Annotated in this window: 27 protein-coding genes and 1 pseudogene; 20 read left to right on the plus strand and 8 right to left on the minus strand. The window is 64.7% G+C overall.

The window, feature by feature from the left end; genetic code table 11:
* The first annotated feature begins 98 nt into the window (after window positions 1-98).
* Together F3087_RS29095 and F3087_RS29100 are read left to right on the plus strand one after the other, a co-directional pair.
* Window positions 99-692 (plus strand): TetR-like C-terminal domain-containing protein, encoded by a 594-nt coding sequence (locus F3087_RS29095; RefSeq protein WP_150405246.1) that lies wholly within the window; start codon window positions 99-101, stop codon window positions 690-692.
* Window positions 693-869: 177 nt separating this feature from the next.
* Window positions 870-1,973 (plus strand): hypothetical protein, encoded by a 1,104-nt coding sequence (locus tag F3087_RS29100; protein WP_150405247.1) that lies wholly within the window; start codon window positions 870-872, stop codon window positions 1,971-1,973.
* Window positions 1,974-2,030: 57 nt separating this feature from the next.
* Here the strand turns inward: F3087_RS29100 and F3087_RS29105 are convergent, their stop codons facing one another.
* Entirely contained in the window at window positions 2,031-2,495 is a 465-nt protein-coding gene (locus F3087_RS29105; RefSeq protein WP_191094188.1) for an RICIN domain-containing protein, read from the minus strand.
* Window positions 2,496-2,883: 388 nt separating this feature from the next.
* Between F3087_RS29105 and F3087_RS29110 the strand changes: the two genes are divergently transcribed.
* Complete coding sequence (locus tag F3087_RS29110; protein WP_150405249.1) at window positions 2,884-3,474, plus strand: hypothetical protein; 591 nt, start codon at window positions 2,884-2,886, stop codon at window positions 3,472-3,474.
* Window positions 3,475-3,716: 242 nt separating this feature from the next.
* On the opposite strand, the gene F3087_RS29115 is transcribed toward F3087_RS29110, so the two are convergent.
* A complete protein-coding gene (locus tag F3087_RS29115) occupies window positions 3,717-4,088 on the minus strand; it encodes a winged helix-turn-helix transcriptional regulator (protein ID WP_150405250.1) in 372 nt (123 codons plus the stop codon).
* A gap of 141 nt (window positions 4,089-4,229) precedes the next feature.
* Here F3087_RS29115 and F3087_RS29120 point away from each other — a divergent pair, with 141 nt between their 5' ends.
* Window positions 4,230-5,171 carry an alpha/beta fold hydrolase gene (locus tag F3087_RS29120; RefSeq protein ID WP_396897588.1) on the plus strand — a complete coding sequence of 314 codons (942 nt, stop codon included), beginning with the start codon at window positions 4,230-4,232 and terminating at the stop codon, window positions 5,169-5,171.
* Window positions 5,172-5,174: 3 nt separating this feature from the next.
* The gene (locus F3087_RS29125; RefSeq protein WP_150405251.1) at window positions 5,175-5,378 is read left to right on the plus strand and encodes a hypothetical protein; all 204 of its coding nucleotides are present in this window, start codon (window positions 5,175-5,177) and stop codon (window positions 5,376-5,378) included.
* Between the two features lie 49 nt (window positions 5,379-5,427).
* Here the strand turns inward: F3087_RS29125 and F3087_RS29130 are convergent, their stop codons facing one another.
* Together F3087_RS29130 and F3087_RS29135 are read right to left on the minus strand one after the other, a co-directional pair.
* Window positions 5,428-6,126, minus strand: a complete 699-nt coding sequence (locus F3087_RS29130; protein WP_191094189.1) for a hypothetical protein — start codon at window positions 6,124-6,126, stop codon at window positions 5,428-5,430.
* A 173-nt stretch (window positions 6,127-6,299) separates the two neighbouring features.
* The gene (locus F3087_RS29135) at window positions 6,300-6,860 is read right to left on the minus strand and encodes a TetR/AcrR family transcriptional regulator (RefSeq protein ID WP_150405253.1); all 561 of its coding nucleotides are present in this window, start codon (window positions 6,858-6,860) and stop codon (window positions 6,300-6,302) included.
* A 66-nt stretch (window positions 6,861-6,926) separates the two neighbouring features.
* Between F3087_RS29135 and F3087_RS29140 the strand changes: the two genes are divergently transcribed.
* A complete protein-coding gene (locus F3087_RS29140) occupies window positions 6,927-7,688 on the plus strand; it encodes an alpha/beta fold hydrolase (protein WP_150405254.1) in 762 nt (253 codons plus the stop codon).
* 3 nt (window positions 7,689-7,691) lie between these two features.
* Window positions 7,692-8,240 carry a carbonic anhydrase gene (locus tag F3087_RS29145; protein ID WP_150405255.1) on the plus strand — a complete coding sequence of 183 codons (549 nt, stop codon included), beginning with the start codon at window positions 7,692-7,694 and terminating at the stop codon, window positions 8,238-8,240.
* Window positions 8,241-8,484: 244 nt separating this feature from the next.
* Here the strand turns inward: F3087_RS29145 and F3087_RS29150 are convergent, their stop codons facing one another.
* Entirely contained in the window at window positions 8,485-8,706 is a 222-nt protein-coding gene (locus F3087_RS29150; RefSeq protein WP_150405256.1) for a hypothetical protein, read from the minus strand.
* Window positions 8,707-9,001: 295 nt separating this feature from the next.
* Here F3087_RS29150 and F3087_RS29155 point away from each other — a divergent pair, with 295 nt between their 5' ends.
* Entirely contained in the window at window positions 9,002-9,553 is a 552-nt protein-coding gene (locus tag F3087_RS29155) for a phosphohydrolase (RefSeq protein WP_150405257.1), read from the plus strand.
* A gap of 28 nt (window positions 9,554-9,581) precedes the next feature.
* Here F3087_RS29155 and F3087_RS47510 read toward each other — a convergent pair.
* Window positions 9,582-9,951 (minus strand): annotated as a pseudogene (locus tag F3087_RS47510) (GMC oxidoreductase).
* Between the two features lie 178 nt (window positions 9,952-10,129).
* The gene (locus tag F3087_RS29165; protein ID WP_150405259.1) at window positions 10,130-10,336 is read right to left on the minus strand and encodes a hypothetical protein; all 207 of its coding nucleotides are present in this window, start codon (window positions 10,334-10,336) and stop codon (window positions 10,130-10,132) included.
* Between the two features lie 356 nt (window positions 10,337-10,692).
* Between F3087_RS29165 and F3087_RS29170 the strand changes: the two genes are divergently transcribed.
* The 6 genes from F3087_RS29170 (at window position 10,693) to F3087_RS29195 (ending at window position 17,224) form a co-directional block, all read left to right on the plus strand.
* Window positions 10,693-11,745, plus strand: coding sequence for an alpha/beta hydrolase (locus F3087_RS29170; protein WP_150405260.1), 1,053 nt, complete (start codon window positions 10,693-10,695; stop codon window positions 11,743-11,745).
* A 16-nt stretch (window positions 11,746-11,761) separates the two neighbouring features.
* A complete protein-coding gene (locus F3087_RS29175; RefSeq protein ID WP_150405261.1) occupies window positions 11,762-12,493 on the plus strand; it encodes a DJ-1/PfpI family protein in 732 nt (243 codons plus the stop codon).
* Between the two features lie 95 nt (window positions 12,494-12,588).
* A complete protein-coding gene (locus F3087_RS29180) occupies window positions 12,589-13,578 on the plus strand; it encodes a GlxA family transcriptional regulator (RefSeq protein ID WP_150405262.1) in 990 nt (329 codons plus the stop codon).
* Window positions 13,579-13,810: 232 nt separating this feature from the next.
* Window positions 13,811-15,448 (plus strand): flavin-containing monooxygenase, encoded by a 1,638-nt coding sequence (locus F3087_RS29185; RefSeq protein WP_191094190.1) that lies wholly within the window; start codon window positions 13,811-13,813, stop codon window positions 15,446-15,448.
* A 44-nt stretch (window positions 15,449-15,492) separates the two neighbouring features.
* Complete coding sequence (locus F3087_RS29190; protein WP_150405264.1) at window positions 15,493-16,401, plus strand: SDR family NAD(P)-dependent oxidoreductase; 909 nt, start codon at window positions 15,493-15,495, stop codon at window positions 16,399-16,401.
* Window positions 16,402-16,426: 25 nt separating this feature from the next.
* Window positions 16,427-17,224, plus strand: a complete 798-nt coding sequence (locus F3087_RS29195; RefSeq protein WP_150405265.1) for a hypothetical protein — start codon at window positions 16,427-16,429, stop codon at window positions 17,222-17,224.
* A gap of 266 nt (window positions 17,225-17,490) precedes the next feature.
* On the opposite strand, the gene F3087_RS29200 is transcribed toward F3087_RS29195, so the two are convergent.
* Window positions 17,491-17,940, minus strand: a complete 450-nt coding sequence (locus F3087_RS29200; RefSeq protein WP_191094191.1) for a hypothetical protein — start codon at window positions 17,938-17,940, stop codon at window positions 17,491-17,493.
* A 44-nt stretch (window positions 17,941-17,984) separates the two neighbouring features.
* Between F3087_RS29200 and F3087_RS29205 the strand changes: the two genes are divergently transcribed.
* From F3087_RS29205 to F3087_RS29230, 6 genes are all read left to right on the plus strand, one after another.
* Window positions 17,985-18,302: a WXG100 family type VII secretion target gene (locus F3087_RS29205; protein ID WP_191094192.1), complete on the plus strand. Its 318-nt coding sequence runs from the start codon at window positions 17,985-17,987 to the stop codon at window positions 18,300-18,302.
* A gap of 5 nt (window positions 18,303-18,307) precedes the next feature.
* Window positions 18,308-18,601: a WXG100 family type VII secretion target gene (locus F3087_RS29210; RefSeq protein WP_150405268.1), complete on the plus strand. Its 294-nt coding sequence runs from the start codon at window positions 18,308-18,310 to the stop codon at window positions 18,599-18,601.
* A gap of 66 nt (window positions 18,602-18,667) precedes the next feature.
* Window positions 18,668-19,207: a hypothetical protein gene (locus F3087_RS29215; protein ID WP_150405269.1), complete on the plus strand. Its 540-nt coding sequence runs from the start codon at window positions 18,668-18,670 to the stop codon at window positions 19,205-19,207.
* A 5-nt stretch (window positions 19,208-19,212) separates the two neighbouring features.
* On the plus strand, window positions 19,213-20,604 hold the full coding sequence (locus tag F3087_RS29220) for a putative toxin (RefSeq protein ID WP_150405270.1): 1,392 nt from the start codon (window positions 19,213-19,215) through the stop codon (window positions 20,602-20,604).
* Window positions 20,601-21,293 carry a HEAT repeat domain-containing protein gene (locus F3087_RS29225; protein WP_150405271.1) on the plus strand — a complete coding sequence of 231 codons (693 nt, stop codon included), beginning with the start codon at window positions 20,601-20,603 and terminating at the stop codon, window positions 21,291-21,293. Before F3087_RS29220 ends, F3087_RS29225 begins: the two co-directional genes overlap by 4 nt.
* Window positions 21,290-21,757: a YbaB/EbfC family nucleoid-associated protein gene (locus tag F3087_RS29230; RefSeq protein WP_150405272.1), complete on the plus strand. Its 468-nt coding sequence runs from the start codon at window positions 21,290-21,292 to the stop codon at window positions 21,755-21,757. Before F3087_RS29225 ends, F3087_RS29230 begins: the two co-directional genes overlap by 4 nt.
* The last annotated feature ends 121 nt before the right edge of the window (window positions 21,758-21,878 follow it).

The raw sequence follows: 21,878 nt of genomic DNA on the forward strand, positions 1-21,878 counted from the left end.
CCATGCCCGGACTTGTGCGAACGTGACGAATCCCGTTCGCGCCGAGCACCTCCCATCCTAATGCAGCTTTTCTTGCAGATCTGGTCTAATCTTCGGGTATGGCCCAGACACAGACTGGTCAGGCTCGTCCTGGGGGACGCACCGCGAAGACCCGGCAGAAGGTGCACGACGCTGTGCGGTCGCTGTTCAGCGAAGGCCGCGACGCCCTGTCCATCCGCGAGGTATCCGAGCGATCCGGCGTCCACGAAGTCACCCTCTACCGTCGCTGGGGCACGATCGAGTCGCTTGTGCTGGATGTCGCGGTCACGCAGCTGATCGAGGAGTCGCCGTTTCCCGACTCGGGGGACCTGCGCCGCGATCTGCTGGACTGGGCCAACGCGGTCGCGAAACAGGTGCAGACGCGGGAGGGTTTCGCCTTCTATCGCGCGCTGGCCATGGCGCGATCTCCTTTGTTCATCAACGGCCAAGCTGATCCCGCGGTCGATGCGGCCGCCTATCTCGGTCGGCGGATGGCGCAGATCCAGCAGGCGATCGACCATCACCGAGCCGAGAAAGGCGGAAATCCGCCGACGGTGGAGCGGATCTTCGACATCGTCCTCGCGCCGATCTACCTCCGCGCGATCTTCGGATATTCCGCCGCCGACGTCGAACTCGAAGTCCTGGTCGACCGCGCATTCAACGAAGGCATCTGACCGCACCGAATACCTTTGTCGCCGTGGGGAACTACGGTTCCGGATCGCGTCGAAAACGTGCGGGTCGACCGACGTCGAGGCTTCCCAGCAGGTCCGATCGTCTACCGGCGGCCGGGAACTTCCAGATCGGAAGTCCATCGCCAAGGTCCTTCCGATCGGGGCCTTACGGCCCGTGTTTTGTCGAACATCGCGGTGATTCGATTGAGTCGGAATCAATCAGCGATGCGTTGTCGCAGCTCAACTGATTCTGGTCGGAGTTATCGCGCACGATGCCACGCAAAGTCGGCTTTGCATTTCACGGTGGCAGATCGGCTGAATTCAGTACCAGGAGGAGACGATATGCGTGCACGGCGAGGTTTGGCGAAGGTGGGAATTGTAGGCGTCGTAGCAACGGCTGGGATTGCTTCGAGTCAGTGCTTCGCCGCGGCGGAGACAGTCCCGCAGGGCGCGGGTACGGTATCGAAATCCATTGCGGCAGCTGGGTTTATCCATGATGCGGCGGCAGTTGCGCCGTGGGACAACGTCGGTCAGGGTCGGGGGACGGATTTCGAGCCGGGTACGAATGGCACTCTGAGCGCCAACGTCATCGACCCCGACTATTTTGCGCTGGTGGACCAGCGGCGACGTGAGCTACTGGCTGCGGCCACGATCGACGGCGCGGTGGACGGTGCGGCGATCGGCGGGATCGGCGGTGCGGCCACCGGCGCGGCGGTCGGTGCCATCACCGGTGTCGGCACCGGCCTGGCCACAGTGCCGATCGGCGCGGGCATCGGCGCGGCGGTCGGTGCCGGCGTCGGCTTGGTTGCCGGGCCGCTGATCGGCGCTGTCGTCGGAATGGCGGGCGGATGCCTGGTCGGCGCTCCGGCGCTGCTGGTCGGCTGCATTCCCGGGGCGATCATCGGCGGGACCATCGTCGGTTTCGTGGGGACCATCGCCGGTCCGATCGTCGGCAGCCTGGCGGGTGCGGCGATCGGCGGCGGGATCGGTGCCGGAGTCGCAACCGCTGCCGGCCTGGGCACTGCCGCGGTGGGCGCACCGCTCGGTGCGGCGATCGGCGCGGGGTTAGGGGCGGCGATCGGCGCAGGTACTGCGGCGTCGGAGGCCAATCAGGCTCTTGCACAACAGAATTTGAACGACCTGGAAGGATTCGCCTACGATCAGCGGCACGAAACCAACGCCCCCGCCCCGGTCGACCCGATTACCAGCTCTGTGCAGGATGGGCTGAACAACATCAACGCGTTCGTCACGACCCTCAACGATCAGTTCCAGCTGGTGAAGTGACCTGATCGCATTTGTGGCGCGGTGCTCATCCATCGAGTGGACGAGCACCGCGCGACGTCATTTGGCTGCTTCCACTTCCCAGACACCGCTTCGAAAGCAATTCCGGTTCTCGGATATCACTCGCACCTTGTCGTCACCGAAGATGATGTCTTTGCAGGCATATCTGCTGTCCCTGCTGATCAGGCGGGTGCCCTGTGCGGTGAAGTTGTAGTAGAAGCGCTGGTTACTGTTGTCGGCATTGCAGGAAAATCCGTATAAGACGCTGTCCTTGCCGCCGCCGTCAAGACATAAACCAGTAGCGACGTTCTTCAACTGCACGACTCCGGCGGCAACGACTCGCCACTCCCACCGCTGGCGTGGACTGCCGGAGTTCGGCTGACACAGAGGTGCCGAAACGGTGGTGTCCGAATCGAGATTCATACACCGCAGTTCCCCCTCCTCGACCTGGGGGATTCCGTCGTCGAAATACAGCCGGACCACGTCGCCGCTGCCAGGTTCGGCTGCGGCGGTCGGCGTATCCATGGCGACACCTGTCATCACTACAGCTATGGCTATAAGAACTCCAGACCGGGCTTTCATCGTGGAACGTTCCTCCCGCGCTCGGACACAGTGACTTCGAGACTCGATGGCGACAGATCGCACCACCACGAAAACGGACCTGCCGGAACCTATTCGGAGCGACACCCACCGCGGATGGAACACACCGTGCACCACCGCTCTTTCGTCGCTTGCGCGACAATCAGGTCATTTGCCCGAGCCTGGCAGGGGAGCGGGGCCGCACGCCGAATCGCTCGAGCTACCTGGTCCGGCCGTACCGGTTTCGAGTAGCGTCGACGAACTGTATCTGCCTCGGACGGTTGGCGGCCGGGGCGGAGCGTGTGCAGAGATGTCTGGGAGGTAATTGCCAACTATGGGTGACTATTTCGAGCGGATCGTGGACGTGGAGGTGTCCGCTTCCGACGCGGCGGCGCTGGCCGAACGCGTGGTGGATTGGCTGGTTTCGCGCCGGTTGCTGTCGCGGGAGACGTCGGCCGAGGGGATGTACAGCCTCGACGTGGCGGAGGGCTACCTGCCCGGAGCCGAGTGGCGGCAGATCACGCAGGAGTGGGGTGATTGGATTCCCGGGCCGGTGGCGGTGATCGTCGGGCGCGCCGACCATTTCGGCGGGCAGGGTGGGATCGAGCCGGATTCGGCCGGGTGCCCGCGCTGCGGGGCCAAAACCGTGATCATCGATTACCCGCAGCAGTGGGAGGCCGACCCCGAAGTGTGGCGGCCGTTCCGAGATGCGGTGGCGGCGTGGAAGAGCACCGGCGCCGGAGTTGTGCGGTGCGGTAGCTGTGGCATCGAGAGCCCGGTGACCGAGTGGCAGTGGCCCGCGGAATTCGCCCTGGGCGCCCTCGCCTTCGACTTCTGGGGCTGGCCGCCGCTCACCGAGGAATTCATCGCCGAGTTCGCAAAACAGTTGGGGCACAACATCGATCATCAAACGGGCAAGTTCTGACCCGAGATCGCCCACGCACTATCCCGTGGCGATGCCGGCCGCGCCGTGAAAGCCGTGCGACCCCCCACACGTCGCCGACACGGCTTCCGCTTGTGTCCGAAAGGAATTCAGACCACTGCCCGTCATGCGGACGCCATGATGCTGGAGGTGGGCCATGGCCGTCGGGACCGTAGCGCCGGCAACTCAGCCGCCGTCGCCCGCCACGATCACGCCACTATCTCGCTGAGGTCCTGGATTGCGCCTCAGCTTCCGCGATCGTGGGAGCGGTCGCCGGGGACGGTGATCCATTTCAGTGCCCATCCGTTCAGATGGAGCAGTACCGCGCCCAATGCTTCGCCGCCGGGGGTGAGGCGGTAGTCGATCCGCACCGGTGTGCTGGGCTGCACCTCGCGGCTGACGAGTTCGGCTGCCTCGAGGTCTTTGAGTCGTTGGGACAGAACACGATCGGTGATGCCGGGGATCGTGGCGGCGAAGTCGCCGAAGCGCATGGGGCCCACGACCAGCGCGCGCAGGATCTCGCCTGCCCATCGTTTGCTGAGCAAGCTCATCGCCGCGCCGTAGTAGGGGCAGAACGGTTTGATCTCCGGTCGGGCCGGTTGCCTGCCGTCGGTCATCGGTGCCCCTTCCACTTCACGGCCCATTGTGCCCGCACGGTGTCGCGAGCCGTCGATCGAGTTTACTTGTTGAAGTACAGCAACTTGTAATTGTATAGTCCGACGACCGGTGGTTGCGGCTTCGAAGGCGAAGGAATCGACATGGATGGTCAGGCGACGAGCCCGAACCGCCGGCTGAACGGCGGGCCACCCGATATCCCGGGCGTGCGCCGGTCGATCGTGCGGGCGCGTGATGTCGACTTCCATGTCACCGAGGCGGGGTCGGGCCGTCCGGTCCTGGTCCTGCACGGGTGGCCGCAGCACCACTACGAGTACCGCGATCTGCTCGCTGATCCGCCGGCCGGGTTGCGCATCATCGCTCCCGACCTGCCCGGCTACGGATGGTCGGGCCCGCCGCCGCACCGGTGGCGCAAGGAGGACATAGCCAGCGATCTACTCGCGCTGATGGACGCGCTGGAGTTATCCGAGCCGGTCCTGCTCGTCGGCCACGACTGGGGTGGCTGGGTCGGATACCTGCTGATCCTGCGCGCACCGGAGCGCTTCCGAGGCTACCTCTCGATCAACATCAGTCACCCCTGGCAGACCGTGCGCACGGCGGTGCCGCAGCTGGTGCGCACACTGTCGTATCAGCCGTTGCTGGCCGTGTTCGGCCAATTCATCCAGCGGAGAACACATTTCATCGAGAAGGTGATGTTCCGGGTGGGAATACCGCGGGACCGCCGGCTGCCCCCGAGCGTGGTCGACGAGTTCGCCAGCCGCTTCCGGGAACCGGAACGTGCACGGGCGGGAACCGACACCTACCGCACCTTCCTGCTGCGGGAAGTCCCCGCTGCCGTGCTGAAGCCGGAACGGCGTCGCGCCCAGGTGCCGATTCGTGTGCTGTTCGGCGCCGATGACCTGGCGATCCACCCCGCCTCGGCATCGCCCCGGACGGCTCTGGCGGATGACTACGAGTTCGAGGCGGTTCCCGGGTGCAGCCATTTCCTCGTCGACGAGCGACCCGATCTCGTGCGCGAGCGGCTGATCCGGCTCGCCCACGAGACCGATGTGAAGCCACCCGCTCTCAGCAGATCGAAGGGATAACTCATGGACACACTCATCGCGATATCAGTGGTGCTCACCCCCGTGCTGGTCGTGTGCATCACCGTATTCTCCGGCGGCGGCAGCGATCTCGATTTCCGGACCAGGGAGGTTCAGGACGCCTACGCCGTACGTGCACGGAAAGAGAAAGCAACGCAACGCAATTCGAGTCCACCGCAGGGATGCATGATCAGCAGGCTGCGCGCCTGACATCCGCTCGTCTCTTCGCTGACCACTACGAGACCGAACCGGTCGTCGGCTACGTCGAAATGCGCTTGAGATCGCTGATCAACCAGCGTCCGTCGGGTTGCTCCTCCGCGGTCACTATCGTTGCGATCAAGGAAATTCCCGGACCGGGAGTGAGGTCGCTGGTCAGGGATTGCTTGACATATCCGATGCCGAGCGCCGTGGTGCCGGTGATCGCTCGTAGTCCGCAATTGAATTCGACCACTTCGCTCCGGCTATTGGTTGCGAGAAGATAGTCGCGAGTCGCTCGCTGCGTATCGATCAGCTGCTGACGAAGTGTGCCCGTCGTGGAATCGATGGCACCCGCAAAATACTCGTCCAAGGACTGCGGGTGATAGGTCCAGTTATGGTTGATATAGGTATGAATGGTGTGCAAGGCGGCGATATGCCGACTTCCGATTCGCGATATTTCCGGGGCGAGGTCCGCCGCGGGCGCGCTCCTCGTCGCGATAGTGCTTGTGGTCGCCGCGCCGCTGTTGGCGGCCGTGGTGGTTGCGCTTGTCGTGTTCGCTGACTGGGCCGCGGCAGAATGGGCATCCCCGGGATTGCGGAACAAAGTTGTCGAGCCGACCGCGATGGCGCCCAGCGGTAGCACGCCCGCGATAGTGGCCAACTTGCGTCGTCCGATGCGCCGCCGGGCAGGCTGAACTTCGGGGAATGGCGGAGGCGTTGCCGGAGCGAAAGGGGGTGGCTCATTTTCAGATCTGGTCACAGGATGTTTCCTCACTGTTCGGTCAGCCGACCGCGCGATGCTACCCACAGCGGAAGGGCTCGGTGCACGAAATCCGCAGATTCTGCCGACCACTGCCGAATTCAGTCAGGAATAAGAATTACGTCGCAATTGTGGATTTGTTCCGTTTTGCGAGGTCTGCGTAAGCAGCGGTGTCATGGGAGCCCGAGCAGCTCGCGGCCAGCGCGGATCACGGTGTTGCGTACTTCCTGGGGATCGTCCAGTTCCGCGGCGGACAGGGCTCCGTCGTGCAGCAGGACGAGGACCCGCCCGGCATACGCCGGATTCGGGTGCCCGGCTCGCTCGGCCAGCAGGGTCACCGTGTCTTGGAACCAGGCGCGATGCTCGGCGACCGCGATCCGCACCGGGTCGTCCGGATCCGGGTATTCGGCCGAGGCATTGATGAAATGGCAGCCGCGGAAGCCCGCCGAACAGGTGACCTGACCGATCAGGTCCAGCAGCGCGGCGGCGCTCTGTTGCGGGCTTTCCTGGTCCAGCGCAGCACCGACCGCCGCGCGGAGATCCGCGTCGGTGGCGCGCAGGTATGCCTCGACCAGGCTCTCTTTGGTGGGGAAGTGCCGGTAGAAGGTCGCCCTGGTCACGCCGGCCTCGGTCACCAACCGGTCGACCGGCACGCTGTGGATTCCCTCGCCGTAGAACAGGCGGCGCGCGGTCTCCAGCAGCCGGTCGCGAGGCTTCGATTCGGTGGCAACCATGGACTTCACAATAGAGGCAGAACGTTCTGTTGACACTTGGGCGGGGGTGCGCCTACGGTTCTCGGCATGGAGAGAACGAACATTCTGTCTACTTCCAATCCAATGCTGATGCTCGTGCACGGCGCGCTCACCGACGCTTCGATCTGGCATCCGGTCATCGCTCGGCTGCACTCGTCCGGTCACACGGTTCTCGCGCCAGCCCTGCCCATGCGCAGCCTCGAACAGGACGCCGCCTACCTGGCCGCGGTGATCACCGCCGTCGGCCGACCGGTCGTGCTGGCCGGGCATTCATATGCGGGCGCGGTGATCTCGCACCCGGCCATCGCCGCGACCGGCGCCGTGCGCGCGCTCGTCTATATCGCTGCCTTCCAACCCGACACGGGCGAGAGCGTCGGTGAACTCAACGCCGAGTTCCCCGGTAGCCTGCTCACCCCCGACAATCTGGCGATCACCCCCAATCCCCTTGGCGGACAGGACCTCACACTGCGCCCCGACCGGTTCGCCGAGGTCTACGCCGGCGATCTCGACCCGGCACTCGCCGCCGTGCTCGCGGCCGCCCAGCGACCCATCGAACCCGCGGCCCTCGCCGAGACCCTGCCGGGCGAGCCCGCCTGGCGCTCGATTCCGTCCTGGGCGCTGATCACGACGCAGGACAACTCACTCCCACCGCAAACCATGCGGTTCATGGCCGGACGCGCCGAATCCCGCACCACCGCAGTCGATTCCGCACACGCCGTACCCGCCGCCCGGCCCGACGTGGTCGCCGAGGTCATCCTCGACGCCACCCGCACGGTCACCCCGGCCGACCACCCCCTGATCGGAGCCTGACCCATGACCTCCTCCCGCTTCTCCGTCCTGCTGGAACGCAACGAACAGTTCGCCGCCACCGAGGCCAAGCACGACATCCCCGCGATCCCGTTCATCCCCTTCCGCCAGCTCTACCTCATCACCTGCATAGACCCGCGAGTCGAGCCGGCCGCGTCCCTCGGGCTCCGGCTCGGCGAGGCCGTGGTCGCGCGCAATGTCGGTGGCCGGGTCACGCCCGCGGTGATCAAGGACCTGGCCTGGATCTGCCACTTGCACGAAACCAAGACCCCCGACGCAGACTGGTTCGAAGTCGCGATCATCCACCACACCGACTGCGGCTCAGCACTTCTCGCCGACGAAGACCTCCGCCACACCTTCGCGGCCCGCGGCGGCTACGACGAGCGCACCGCAGCAGACATGGCCGTCCTCGACCCCGCGGTCACCGTCCGCGCGGACGTCGCGCGACTGCGCGCAGCTCCCGAATTACTGCCCAGCAGTAAGCATTTCGCGATCGGCGGATACGCCTACGATCTGAAAACCGGCCTGCTGACCACGGTTGTTCCGCCATCGTGAGCAGCGTCCACAGCCGACAGCTCATTGTGCTGCGCGGTCGACCAGGGAGTTGAGCACCCTGTTCGGAGATGTACTCGACGGTCCGGCGGCCGACCGCAGATCGGCTGGCAGCGAACCTCCTCGCCGCGTGGGAATCACCGGCCGGGCTCTGCTACTTGGGACGGATCACCAGGCGGTCCCGGGTGAGCGAGACGCCAGCGCGAACCGGAAACAGTCCGACGTTCTGGCCACGATGGTGCCATCCCTAGGGGCACAGCTGGTACTGGAGGTTACGCAGGGCCGTGACGAGTGGGGCACTGGACTGGCCGGAGGGGTCGATCTGGTAGGCGATCATCAGGGCGGGGACGGCAATCAGGCTGCACTGTGGGGATACCGGCTGCGACGGTGGGCTGGCATCCGCGGTGCCGGCGGCCGCGCCCAGAGCGACAGCGCCGGTGACGGCCATAGCGGAAAGAAACCTGCGCATCATGATCCTCAACTTTCGTTTCTGATTCGATTGGCGCGCTGACGTGGAGTCGGTGGGCAAGCGGAACAAATTGCCGTCCGGCCCGCCTGCCCGGAAACATCGCAGCCGCAGAAGCACATCGACCTCATGGTGCACAATCGTCGCTTCGCAGCACAGGACAGATTCATTGCGATCCGCGCCATGGACGCCGGCCGATGTTCGCGAGAACTGGGATTACGTGGCGCGAATTGCCACCGACGCGTCCTGGACGTCGTGGCGTTTTCCTCGGACGATAGCTTTTATGAAGGAGAGGCCAATGGCGAAGACGCTCGAGCTGGCGGTCGGGCGGGGTCTGGATCCGTGGACGGCCGAGCTGGGTGCCGACCGGGCTGCCTACACCAATCATGTGCTGCGTGTGCTGTCGTTCTGCGACGCACTGTCGGGGCAGACGCCGGGTGACCCGGACGGGCCGAGCGGGCGTATTGAATTCCTGACCGCCGCGATCTTTCACGACCTGGGCGTGTGGACATCCAATACCTTCGACTATCTGGCGCCGTCGATCCAGCTCGCGCATCAATGGCTGACAGATCAGCGGCGCGAGGACCTGATTCCCTTGGTCAGCACCATGATCGACGACCACCACAAGATTCGCCACGCGACCGGGTCGCCGCCGGAGGTCGAGTTGTTCCGGCGAGCCGACACCGTCGACGTCACTGCCGGGCTGCGACGCTTCGGGATGACCCGAGGCGACTATCGCACCGTGACACGCCGCTACCCCGACAGCGGGTTTCGCCGCCGTCTCGCCCAGCTCGCCGTTCGTCGCATCCGCGGCCACCCGTTCTCGCCGTTGCCGATGGTCAAGTGGTAGCTCAACTGCCCTCTTGCCGCCAACCTCGTCAGCTTTGCCGAATCTGGTCGGCGAGGTATTCGGCTGCGGCGATGATTGTCAGGTGGGGCGGGACGGAGGGAATGTCGGGGAGTAGCGAGGCATCGATGACGCGCAGTCCTTCGGTGCCGCGTACTGCGCCGTGCTGGTCGGTCACCGCTGCGGGGTCGTGGTCGGCGCCCGTAGGTGCGGTCGACGTGGGGTGGTTATAGGTGCTGAGGGTGGTGAGCATCGAATGCTGCACTGCGGCACCGTGCGATGCCCTCGAGCATGCGGCGGCGGTCGTCGGGTTCGGCGAGGAGGTTGAGGTCGATCCTTGGTGCGGTAGCGGGATCGCGACTGGTGAGGGTCAGCGTCCCGAGAGAGGTGGGGCGCATCATGCCGACGGAGATCGTGATACCGGCACCGGTTCGGACGGTCGCCGGGTCGAAGTAATGCGTCGAAGCTTGCGCTGCTGGTCATGTGAGTGATCTCCGTTCTTCGAACCGAGGCGACTGAATGCCTGCCCGCGTGTCGCGAGATTCGCACTCTCGCGATGGGATTCACAAGTTCTGCCGGTTATCTGCCGGGGGCGATGTGGTAGGCGCACTGCTGGATTGCGACGTGGTCGGCGCCGGCATCGAAGTGTTCGTCGAGTTCGGTCAGGATGGTGTCGGCGGCACCGGTCGCGACCACGGCATCGATGAGCCGGTCGCTGCCACCGTCGGCTGATCCGGATCGGGCACGCGCCCAGGACCAGACACCGTAGCGGCCGAGTTCTACCATGCCGTGGAATCCTTTCGTCGATTTGCGCGCGTATATCTCATGACCGAAGTGCATGCTCAGAGCTGATGCGGCGGCTCGGCTTCGGTGGCCGCAAACTCTCATCCTGCAATAGGCCTGCTACCTGATCAACGACGGATCCATTGCATTTTCGGCCATCGAGTAGCGCTCGGGTAGGGGCAGACGCCGTCGTTTCCAGTCGATGGCTGGAAACGTCATAACTTCGTCATTGCGCCCCATGGTCGCGGGAACGGATGCTCGCACGGTAGCGCTGAGTCGTATGCAGCGCCAGCACACGTGCTCAACATCCGCAATGCCGAGCCGCCTTCAACAGGCCCAAGATTCGAAAGTGAGCGAATATGCTGAAATCCGAGGCGGGGCGAGCCGAGAAAAATAAGATCGCAAACGGCATGGCTGACGTGGTGGAAACGGTGACGACGCGCCGCGGGGCGCGGTTGTTTCACAATTTCACGCGTGCGACGTTCCGCAGGTTACTCGACTTGACGGTGTGGGAATACGATCATGATCTCATCTCGCAACGGCTCATTCTGAGAGCATGCGGACTGGTTACGCGGACTTTCTCGAAGGCTTTGCTCCAGCCGCCCCCTGGTACTCGACTACGGCGCGTCGATTTCGGGGATTTCGAAGCAGAGTGGGTGTGGGTCCCCGGAGTCGATGACCCAGATGTAGCGGCAGACCCTGCTGTGATTCTGTATTTTCACGGCGGAGGTCTGCTCGTCGGCGGGCTGGGCACCCATCGGGGGATCGCCGCCCGGATGGCGCGCGGTTCCGGCGCCGCCGTACTCGACGTCGCATACCGACAGATTCCGGACGGTGCGCGTATCGAGGACACGCTGGAAGACTGCTACAGCGCATACCGGTACTTGCTGGACCGGGGAATCCCCGCGGAACGGATCGTGCTGGCAGGCGATTCAGTGGGTGCGGGGCTGTGCTTCTATCTGGCGTTCATCGCGCGGGAGCGCGGCCTGGCGATGCCGCAGGCGATCGCGGCGATCTCCCCGTTCGCCGAATTCGATCTCGCCGAGAAGCTTGCGCACCCGAACAACAAGAGCGAGGGCTTCTGCTCCGCGAACTTCTACTCCTTGTGCGTGCGGTGGGCGGTGCAGGTAGACGGGAAGGTCGACCCGTTCTGGTCGTTGGCCGGCCGTGATTTCGCGGGTTTGCCGCCGGTCTTCATCCAGGTCGGCTCCGCGGAAGTGCTTCTGCTGGACTCCGAACTGATCGTCGAACGCTGCCTTGCGGCGGAGATCCCCGTAAGACTCCAGGTCTGGGACCGGGTGCTGCACGACTTCCATTTGGACGCAGCTCTGTTCCCGGACGGCTTCGATGCCATCGACGAGCTCAGCTCATTCATTCGTGATGCGTTCGGGCACGCGCCGGCCTCGCGCTAGTAACTGAAGGGACAGCATGCAAATCGCATTCGTCACTTATCCGGGAGTGACAGCATTGGACCTGATCGGGCCTTACGAGGTGCTGCGAGCGTTACCCGGTGCCGAAGTTCGTTTCGTCTGGCACGAGGTCGGGCCGGTCGCTACCGATTCCGGCGTCCTGTACTTGGGTGCCACACACACGTTTGCGGACACGCCGCGGCCTGACATCGTCCTGGTGCCGGGCTCGGGGACCTCGACACCGTCGACTGCGCGCGACGGAAGACTCCTCGCCTGGCTACGGTCTGTCCACGAAACCTCCCGGTGGACGCTGTCGGTATGCAGCGGTTCGGTGATCCTGGCGGCGGCTGGACTGCTGAACGGCCAAAACGCCACCACCCATTGGCGGGCGCTCGACCTGTTACGTCCGTTCGGTGTCCGGCCGTGCGGCGACCTACGGATTGTCGCGGCCGGGAAAATCGTCACCTCGGCCGGTGTCTCGGCGGGCATCGATCTAGCGCTGCACGTTGCGGGGGAAGAAGCCGGCGAGGGCTACGCCAAGGCAATTCAGCTGGCGTTGGAGTACGACCCGAGTCCACCATTCGATTCCGGGAGCACGAGCAAGGCGTCGGTGAAAACCAAGGCGCTCGCTCACAAGATCATGCTCGAGCACGGCATGTTCCGACCGGCCGAGCTGGCGTCGGCCACTCGCCTCGCGTGGGGCGCGGCATTGTCACGAGTGCGAGATCGGCGAATACACGCGTCGAGATAGGCGCTGTGGGTCGGTCATCAGCCGGTTGCCGTGTTGGCTGAGATTGCAATAAAGGTGGCATGGACGCCATCGCCGGGTGGATGCAGGATGAGTGCATGACTGTCGATACCCGACTCGTACAGATGGTGGTGTTCGATGGCTTGCAGCTACTGGATCTGGCCGGCCCCGCCGATGTCTTCAACGCCGCGACTGTGCTGAGCGGTAAACCTCTGTACCAGGTCGAAGTCGTCGCGGCGCGGGCCGGAGTGGTGCGCGCAATGAACGGAGTCGAACTCAGCGTGTCCCGTGCGCTCGAGGACCGCGGCGCCGGCGTGGACACTCTGCTGGTCACGGGAGGACTTGCCTACGGGCCGGCCACCCGCGACGCGGAACTCATCGACGGAATCCGACGCGCCGCCCCCTTGGCACGCCGCGTCGGCTCGATATGCGCGGGCACCTTCCTGCTGGCCGAAGCAGGTCTGCTGACGAATCGCACAGTCACAACCCACTGGGCCGGTAGCGACCTCTTGATGCGGCAGTATCCCGACATCAACGTCGACGCAGATCGAATCTACGTGGAGGACAACGGAATCTGGACGTCGGCCGGCGTGACCGCGGGTATCGATCTGGCGATCGCGTTGGTCACCGCGGACCACGGTTTCGAACTGGCCCGCGAGATATCGCGATGGCTGGTCGTGTATTTGCATCGGCCGGGCGGGCAAAGTCAGTTCAGTGTCCCCATCGCCGCGGCGCCGCCCCGCCTGGAACCGCTACGCGCCCTGCAGATTTGGATCGAGGAGAACCTCTCGGCCGACCTCACCCTCGACGCCCTCGCTCAACAGGCCGGAATGAGCACCCGGCACTTTTCCAGGGTCTTTGCCGCCGAACTCGGCGTCACTCCGGCCCGCTACGTCGAAAAAGCTCGAGTCGCCGCAGCACGTCGCTTGCTGGAGACCACCGACCATCCAGTGGACCGGATAGCTTTGGCAGTCGGCTTGCGGCGCCCTGAAACCCTCTACCGCACATTCCTCCGGCTGGTCGGTGTCGCCCCGGGCGCCTACCGCGAGCGATTCGCACGCCCGGCTCCGGCAAACTGCCGCAGGTAACCCGGCGATTGCGCCGGTTCGATCGTGTTGATCCCGGACCAGCCGGATCTGCACTCCAGATAGTTCAGTTATTCAGATGTCACTGCAACTTGGATTGCCATCATATTCGAAGTATGCAACTATCTGAGACAGTGACGCCGGCGTACCGGCCGCCACGCCACGCCGGAGAAATCGGCGGAGGAGCACATTCGATCGTCGATCGTCCGGCGATCCTCGAGTGAGGACTCGTTCCTTGAGTGAGAACAATGGAAACCCAACGGCGGCAAGGGTTCAGCCGCAGTTCGAGGTCGTGGTGATCGGCGCGGGCGTCAGTGGTATCGGCGCAGGCTGTCAGCTCCGGCGCGCCGGTATCGACGACTTCGTAATCCTGGATCGCAGAAGCGATTTCAGCGGCACGTGGATCGCCAACACCTACCCGGGCGTTGCCCTCGACGTGCCTTCGACCTCCTACGAGTTCACCTTCGCACCGAACAGCTGGTCACGAATGTTCGCGACCGGCGCCGAGGTGCGCGAATACTGCCGGCGGGTCGCGCGCGAACACGGCCTGTACGAGCGGGCCCGGTTCGGCGTCTCGGTCGAACGTGAAGTGTGGGACGACGAAACCGGCTTCTGGACAGTGTATTTGGACGATGGTTCGACACTGAAGGCGCGCTATCTGCTGAACGCCACCGGCTACTTCCTCGAGCCGCGGTCGAACTCGGGCATCCCCGATGTGGAGAAGTTCACCGGGAAGGTGATGCTCTCGGCCGGATGGGACCACGACTACGACTATCGCGGCAAGCGGGTGGCGGTGATCGGCACGGGGGCCAGCTCGATGCAGATCGTGCCGTCGATCGTTTCCGACGTGGCCCAGCTGGACGTGTACCAGCGCACCGCCACCTGGTGCGGCCCCAAGCCGGACTTCGCTTTCGGCCGCCTGGGCCGTGCGCTCATGCGATCACGACGTTTCCACGCCTTGGCGTACATGGCCAATTGGTATCTGTACCAGGCCGTGGTCGTCGCGGCCGAGCGTCTGCCGAAACGCGTCACGCTCGCCGTGATCGAGACGTTCGAGAATGCGCTGCGCGCGGCCTATCGGGCGTACCTGCGATTCCAGGTCAAAGATCCGGACGTCCGTGCGGCCCTGATTCCCCGGCACGGACTGATGGCCAACATGCCGACCTTCGGGCGCGGTTTCCTGCAGTCCTTCAACAGAGACAACGGAAATCTCTGCACCACGCCGATCGAGCGATTCACCGAGCGCGGGATCCGAACGACCGACGGCGTGGACCACGCCTACGACATGATCGTCCTGGCTACGGGCTTCAATGTCGCATCCGAACCGGAATCCTTCCCGGTCGGCGCGGTCAGCGGACGCGACGGCATGGACCTGGGTGAGTTCTACCGCGCCAACGGCATGCAGGCCTACGCCGGTGTCGCCATCCCCGGGTTGCCGAACCGATGGTCCATCTACGGACCGTACGGCTGGAACGGTGTGACCTTCGTGAGCATGAGCGAAACCGCCGGGCTGCACGTCGCGCGAGTCCTCACCGAAGCACGCAGGCAAGGCGCCGAGATCGTGGAGGTGACCCAGGCCGCGCATGACGCCTGGCATCAGATGATGGTCACCAGCCCGTTCACTCTGGTTGCGCAGGAGTATGTGGTCGAACGCCAGGTCAAGCGACACAACGTGCGCAGCTACTTCTCCAACGCTCGCGGCGAAGTTCCGATCTTGCGCCCGTCCCAGGGATTCCGGAACTCGCTGTGGAATCACAGCGAACGATTCGATCCGAAGCAGGACTACACCTTTCGCGCTCTGTCCCCGACGCGCGCGAGCGGCAATCGGCATTCGGCGAATTCGACATCAGCGCGGGTGGCCGTGGCGGATTGACCTGTCGGACAACGCAATAGATCGACAAGGGATTGGACTCGACGATGAGAATTCCGTTTACCGGGCCGGTAGCGAACAAGCGCGGCCGAGTGGTGCTGGTGACCGGCGCGGGCAGCGGCATCGGCCGTGCGATCGCGCTGCGACAGGCCGCGGCGGGCGACATAGTGATCGCCACCGATATCGACCTGCCCGCGGCCAAGGAGACGACCACTCTCGCCCAAGGTGACTGTCACGCATACGAACTCGATGTGCGTGACCCCGGGCGCTGGGAGACGCTCACCGACGAAATCATCGCCCGCTTCGGTGTCCCCGACATCCTGGTGAACAACGCGGGCATCGCGGTCGGGGGCGCATTCATGGATCAGACGCCGCAGGACTGGGACCGAGTCATGTCCATCAACGTCTACGGCGTCATTCACGGCAGCAAGATCGTCGGATCGAAGATGCTGGCGAGCGGGCAGCCCGGCCATATCGTCGTCATCGTCTCGGGAGCCGCGTGGACCCCCAACCGCGTCGCGGTCTCGTACTCCACCTCGAAAGCCGCCGCGCTGATGATCACCGAGTCGTTGCGAAGTGAACTCGGCCCCAAGGACATCGGCGTCAGCGCCATCTGCCCCGGCGCCACCCGGACCCAGTTGGCCACGCACGCGACCCTGGTCACCTCCGACGCGGAAACCACCGAATCGGTGCGGGCCGATTTCCAATCGATCCAGGATCGCTTCGGATTGGCCTCCCCGGATCTGGTGGCCCGCGCGGTGCAACTCGCGATCCGCTTCGACCTCGCCATCGTGCCGGTCAACTTCGACGCCACCGCGGCTTGGGTGCTGCACCGGATCGCACCCGGCCTGCTGCGACGAATCTGCGCGATTCCCACGATGGAACTTGCCGAAGGCACGGCCCGAAAGGCGGTCCAGTATCTGCCTCCATCCCCGGCCCGCCGTCACACCCGATAGCCCGCCACGGATCAAGGAACCTTCGATGTCTCACACTGCTGTCATCCCGTCTCACTCGTCGTCATCGTGGTTCGCCGCTTGGCTGAACCGATTCGCGTCGTGGCTTGCCAAACCTTCGGCCGCAAGGCTCGTCTACGCATTGATCGCCATAACGCTGATCATCGGCGGCATCGCCGCTGCCCTGGTCATCGCCTACGTCTTTCCCGAAAGCTGGGACCAGCAAGGCACTGTCGAGCTCTATCGCCGATATCAACTCGTCGGCAAGATCGGGATGATCGTCACCGGCACCGCTGCCATCCCGTTTCTGGCCATTGTCGGCGCGACCGCCTCGTACTTCTGGAGCATCGACACCAGCAAGCACCACGTACTCTCGTGGATCGCCATCGTGAGCGACATCGCCTTCGTCACAGCGATTCTCATGTACGTCAGCTTCGCGGCCGCGCCCATTGTGCTCTACGGGCACATTTCCGATGAACTGCTCCACGTCTTGCACGTCCAGGCCTTCGCGGCGGGCGGCATGCTGGGTCCGCTGTGGATTCCCAACATCGTCGCCGTAGCCGTCATCGGCCGTCGCGCTGGTCTGTTCCCCACGTGGCTGAGCTGGCTCGCCGTGCTCGGAGTACTGACTCAATTCCCGGCCATTCTCGGCGTCACGACGCTCTACGGGCCATTCAACGCCGCCAACGGCTTCATCTCGTTCTACATTCCGGGAATCGGTCCGGTGACATGGGCGACCTACATGATCGCCTGGTGCACGGTGCAGTGGGCCAAGGAACATACAGCCGACACGGCCCGAGACGACCCGAACGGTAGCTGGAAATGACTACTCGCTTCTTTGCGTTCGATGGCGACCGGATCGCGTATACCCGCCAGGGCGCCGGGGAAGCCGATCCATCGATCACCTGGCGGACTCCCCAACGCCGGACACTTGGCGATGGTCGAACAGCCCGATGACGTGACCGCTGTCATCGAGAAATTTATTGCGTCCGAATGAAATTGGTCGAGTTGGCGCCCGCGATCGAGGTGCGGGAGGTTTCGGCGGCGACCAAGACCGCGTCAGCATCATGACTACGTGAACTTCGAGCGGTGCTATTCCGCGGCGCCCGCGCGGGTACGCCACAACCGGCGGCCGGCCGTGGTGGCGTCCGCGCGGTCCAGGTCGATGTCGAGTGTGTCGTCGGCCAGGCGGTACGGGACGACGATGTCGATCGCCTGCCCTTCGCGGTGCTCGAGGGTGACCTTGATGGCGTCGCCCCGGACCGGCGCCACCGCGTCGACAGCGAAGACGGTCGCGCGCGCCCGCAGTTCGGCGCCGTCGCCGGGCAGTTCGAGCCGGGCGCGGATGGCGTCCTCGGTCGTGGCCGCGCCGGGCTCGCCCAACGCGCGCAACACGCGCTGGCCGCTCGCGTCGATCACCAGCATGAACGGTGCGAAACTTCCGTATTCGCCCAATGTGTCGGCGGCCGCACCTATACTGGCCTCGAACAGTGTGTCGAGGTCGTCGCGGGTTTGCGGGGAGGCCGAATCTCGCCAATCCAACTGTTCGCTCCAGGGGATTCATTGCTTATGCGGGGAGGCAGAGCATGGCACAACAGATCTTACAGGTCGGTCTTGCCCAGTTACGGCGTGGCGCAACCCGATTCACCGAACATCACGGGGACCTGTCCGGCGTGATGGCCGACATTCACCGCGGCCACGACCAGTTACAGGAATCGTGGTCCGGATCGGCGGCGGGCACGATCCACGAGGCGTGGGACGACCTGCATCCCCGGATCCGGGCCCATATCGACCGAATCGCCACGCATGCCCAGCACCTGAGTTCGGCCGCGACCACCTACCAGAGCACCGATTCCGGCAATGCGTCCGATATCGGCGGCCCCGCGGCGCAGCGGAAGGTGTAGCGACGATGGCGCACCGATACGACCTCACGGAAATGGATCGATTCGTCACCGACCTAGACGGGTACATCCAACGGCTGGAAGGGATGCGCGCGGACGTCGGGCAATCCGCCGCCGATGTCAAACCCCATTTCATCGGGGCAGGCGGCGACGGCTTCGACGCCGCCCATGCCGAGTGGCAAGCGGAGTGGGGCGGTCACCTCGACCAATTGCGCGCTTTGCGCAAGCAGGTGCATACCGCCCATGCCAATTACGCCGAGGCCGAACGGCTCAATCGCGAGATGTTCGGCTTCGCGGGTTAGCCGATGAGCGCCCGGCATATCGCGGCATTCACGCTACTGGTCGTCCTGACCGGGTGCGGGAGATCAATGGACAGCCCGCTTCCGGAGCAGCCGAGCCCGGTCGCGTATTCCTGCGATGCGGCAAAGCCGAGTGGGCAAGTGTTCGTCCTGGAGCCCGGGGTGCGTCAGCCGTTTCCGATTTCGCTGCCCCGCCTCGACGGCTGGGCCGTGAATCCGGTGTCCACCGGCGAACTGTCGGTGGTGCGCCGTGACGGCGGCGCGTTCGCTCTGGTGTCGGCGATCGCCGGGACGGCGCCGCACCACGACGACGAGGCGAACGCGACCTATCTGGCCGGCCTGGCCGGCGTGCCGAACACCAAGGGCTGGCAGCAGCGAAGCAGTGTGCGTGCCCAGGTGTGCGGTCATCGCGCCGTTGCCGTCGACGGCGAATTTCAGCAGCCGTATCTGTATGAATCGGAATCGTTTCTGGGACTTGTCGTTCCGTGCGCCGCGCGAACGGCCACGGTTCAGCTGTCCGGTCTGGTGCGCGGCGCGAGTTCGGCGTTCGACGACGAGATCGCGACGATCATGCGGAATCTGCAAATCGGGACCTGTGTGAAGGAATAGACATCATGACGACAGTGCATCCCGAATGGTATTGGGACGTCGCGCGCCAGTTGGGCGCGTTGAGCACGAAACTGGAACAGAAGTTCCGCGAGCTCGACGGAAATCTGGACGTGTCCCGCTCGGCCGGCGTGCACTCCACCGCCGGAACCGGTTGGGCCGCAGCCTATTCCCAGTCCGCCGCGGACGTCTTCGAACTCGGCTCGCTCAGCGCCATCGCGGCGGGCAACTTCGCGAAGATGGTGCATGCCGCCGGTGTCAACCACGCCGAGGCGGAGAACAAGAACGCACCGGGAAAATCGCAGATTCCGATCCCGCCTGCGCCGCAGGTGACCAGCTTGCAATATTCGCTGCATCCGACCCGGCTGTGCAACGGCGGCGTCGGCGACCTTCCGGACCGGTGGTATCTGATCGAAGGACGGCACCAAAAAGCTTGGGCCGATTGCGATACCGGCAAGATCGAGCACGCGAGCCAGATGTTCGGCAAGTTCAGCACCGAATTCAAGGACGTCCAGCTGAAATGCCCGAACAATCCGGACGAGCCGGAGGATGTGCCGATGATCCGGGCGGCGGCCGGCAGCTTGCTGACCGCGCTCGACGATGTCTCGGCGTTCTCCGACTATCTCAGCAAGGCGTGTCACGAGGTCGCGGACAAGTCGAATATCGAGCGGGAGACGATCAAAACGATCCTGTCCTACTGCGAGCTGGCCATCGATGCGTGGAAGGTCACCCGGTCGGCGCCGATTGTGAAGTGGTTCGTGAAGAAGTTGATCGACGACTACATCGAGGAGTTGCAGAACCGGGCGGGGCGCGATGTCGATACTTTGCTGAAGGAACTGGACGGATTAGTCGACGGCGCGATTCAGCAGACCGGCGGATCGATGGCCGGTGCGACCGGCGATGTGCAGTTGTTTCTGGCGCCGCTGCTGGGACGGTATGCGCGCCAAGGCTATCCGACCAGCGGACGCAACCTCTTCGACAACAGACGGGCCGGGCGCGACGGCGAATTGCGCGCCGGACTGGATCCGACGACACCCAAGCGCGCGGTATATATCAACGGGCGCCGCCGGATTCCCGACCGGATCGACGACGTGAACCGGCAGGTCACCGAGGTCAAGAACACCAACGACACGCAACGGTCGGCGCAGCAGATCCATGACGAAGCCGATTGGGCGGCGCAAAATGGATACACCATGACCCTGATCGTCGATCACCGCACGCAACTGATGCCCGACACCCAGCAGCTGGTCAACGAAGGCAAAGTCACCGTCATTCGCGAGGAACTCGACGACAACCTCGGCAAGGGGCAATCGCCGGCGCCGTTCATTCCCAAACGGGGTTGGGGTCCGCCGACAAGTAATACCGATCCGCGCGGCTCGACGGGGGTGCCGGTGCCATGAGTTACGAATACGCGCGAATGCCGAAGGGCGACAACTGGCTCGACGAGCTGCCCGCGGGCTATCACGACGGCCGGAACGGATTCGACCTGCGGATCGCCAGGGAACTCGCCGCGGTCGGCGTGCGCTGCTACACCCTCGACGATCTGGCGAATGGACCGCGGACGATCCCGCCGGCGATTCCGATCTTCGTCGATTGGCTCGAACATCTCGACGAGCGCATTCCCGGTCCCGAAACCCATCATAAATGGGCCATCCGCACCGGGTTGATTCGCAATCTCATCGACCCGGCGGCCAAGCGCAACCGGGGGGCGATCGAGGTGTTGTTCCGCGAGATCGAACGCACCGACCCGCCGCTGCAACCGCACGTCGAATTCTGGGCGGCGCAGGCCCTGGACACCATCGCCGAGCGCGGCGACTACGACCGCATGGTGCACCTGCTGCACACCCTGCCCAATACCGCGTCGAAGGTGCCGATCCTGCATTTCCTCGGGCGGTTCAATACCGAGCAGGCGCGCGAGCTGGTGCTGCCCTACGTCGCTGATCCGAACACCAGGGGACCGGCGATCAGGGCGCTGGCCCGATTCAAGAACCCGGCCGATCGCACACTGGTCGAGCAGTACGCGGGCGACCCGAACAGTCAGGTGCGCACGGCCGTCAAGGCGGCCCTGGGGAAGATCCCGGTCCGATGACCGGCGACTACTCCAGGTTCGGATCGCCGGGGGCCGAGCTGTTGAACCGGCTTGCGGAGCAGGCGCGCAACCTCTCGGAGATGGTCGAGGAGGTCGAGGCGCTCGAGGCCGAGGTCACCGACGACCAGCACGCGGTCACCGTGCGCTGCACCGCAGGTGGCGTCGTTCAGGCCGTGACGATTCATTCCGCCGCGCGCAAGCTGACCAATCAGGTCCTCGGCGAGTTGATCACCGCGACCACGAATTCCGCGTTCGCCCAAGCGCAAGCCGCCGCGGCCGCGCGCGCCGGCGAGTACCACGCCGCGCAACGGGAGATCAACGAGCACCTGCGTCGGCATGACCCGGCCGCGGCCGCCGCGCTCACCGAACTCACGGCCAAGATCAGTGGACCGCCGGCACCCGTGACCTCCGATGAGCAGGACGACGAGCCCCGGTACCGCAGGCCCGCTGTCTTCGACGACTAGTCCGGTCGCCGGTCCCCTCAGCGCCCCTCGTCCAACAGAGCCGCGGCCTCCACGAAGGCTGCGACCTCACTGCGCCGCCAAACCTCGCCAGGGCTGAAAACGACCGGCAAGTATTGATGCA

Source organism: Nocardia colli (assembly GCF_008704205.1).
GTDB lineage: Bacteria > Actinomycetota > Actinomycetes > Mycobacteriales > Mycobacteriaceae > Nocardia > Nocardia colli.